The sequence below is a fragment of the Actinomadura rugatobispora genome (genome assembly GCF_042656285.1).
Lineage (GTDB): Bacteria > Actinomycetota > Actinomycetes > Streptosporangiales > Streptosporangiaceae > Spirillospora > Spirillospora rugatobispora.
This window is the reverse complement of the sequence record NZ_JBHSON010000237.1, coordinates 1-1,335: the sequence shown is the minus strand read 5'-3', so window position 1 is coordinate 1,335 and position 1,335 is coordinate 1. Positions and strand designations below refer to the sequence as shown.

At 67.9% G+C, this 1,335-nt stretch carries 1 protein-coding gene; it reads left to right on the top strand.

The features are described 5' to 3' along the window. Nucleotides 1-119: 119 nt before the first annotated feature. Nucleotides 120-1,175: an MlaD family protein gene (locus ACFPZN_RS56050; protein ID WP_378293594.1), complete on the top strand. Its 1,056-nt coding sequence runs from the start codon at nt 120-122 to the stop codon at nt 1,173-1,175. Nucleotides 1,176-1,335: the final 160 nt, after the last annotated feature.

Sequence of the window (1,335 nt, the reverse complement as noted above, 5' to 3'; positions counted from 1 at the left end):
GTCGGCGTCGGGCAGGCCGCCGGCCGCGCGATCCGCCTGTCGATCATCGTCATCGTCACGCTCAACCTGCTGCTGTCGTATGTGTTCTGGGGGCAGGGCGGAACAGTGAGGCTGGCCGGATGAGCGCTTCCCAGGACGACTCCCTCTCGAGGCGCCTGGCCGTCTCGCTGCTGACGCTGGTGCTGGTGGCCGGCGCGCTGTATGCGCTGATCACCAAGCCATGGGAGGCCGAGGGCACGCGCCTGACGGCCGATTTCGACAAGGCGAGCCAGGGGTTGACGACGTCGTCGCCGATCAAGGTCCGCGGGGTGCAGGTGGGCCAGGTCGAGTCGATCGACCTGCTGCCCAACGGCCGCGCCCGCCTCATTCTTCGGATCAACGAGGGCGTCCAGGTCCCTCGGACGGCCCGGGCCTCCTTGGAGCCGGAGTCGGTGTTCGGGCCGAAGTTCATCAACCTCGTTCCCGGCGCCGGCGAGACGGCGGGGCCTTACTTGGCCAATCACGCTCATATTGCCGCGACGGCCGGGTCGGAGGACCTGGACGATCTCGTGTCCAGCGCCGATCGGATGCTGACGGCGATCGATGCGCGGGATGTGTCGATCATCGTGGGCACCCTCGCCCAGGGCTTGGGGGGGCAGGCCACTCAGGTGCGTGAGTTGCTGGATGATGCCGACACGATCGTGGCGATCGGTCATAAGCAGCGGCAGCGGGCGGTGCGGTTTACCGCTGATCTGGCGCGGTTGGCGCAGGTGCGCGGGATCGGTGACAGCGTGGCCGGTTTGGCGGGTGACACCAATGCGATCGTGGGCACGGCCGCTTCGGGTCAGGACCGGTTGCGGCGTTTGACCGGGGAGACCGCCCGCCTGTCGGGCACGCTGGCCGGTGGCCTGAACCGGCACGGCGGCCAACTCGGCCAAGCAGGCCGCTCGGCGGAACGTGCCACCGCGTTCATCTACGCCCAACTAGGGGTCGGGGGCGGCATCGTCAGTCCCTCCGTGAACGCCATCATCGATCAGTTGCCGATCTACCGGGCGGTGTCGTGGCCGGCCGCTCCGCAAGGCAAGCACATGCTCGCAGCCAAGATCATGCTTCCCACCGATCCCTGCGAGCTCATTCTGGGCATCTGCGGCTCCGGCACTCCGTCCACGCCGCTCCCTTCCCTAGGAGGGCGGTGACATGGCGGCGCGTCCTGAGAAGGCGTTCTCCTCGCTGGCGCGGTTGTTGTTGTTCCTGGCCGTGACGGTGACGTTGACCGGGTTCATCGCGATGCAGATCGCGCGGCTGGACTTCTCCGATTCCTACCGGGTCACCGCGACCTTCGACGATGTCGGGGGG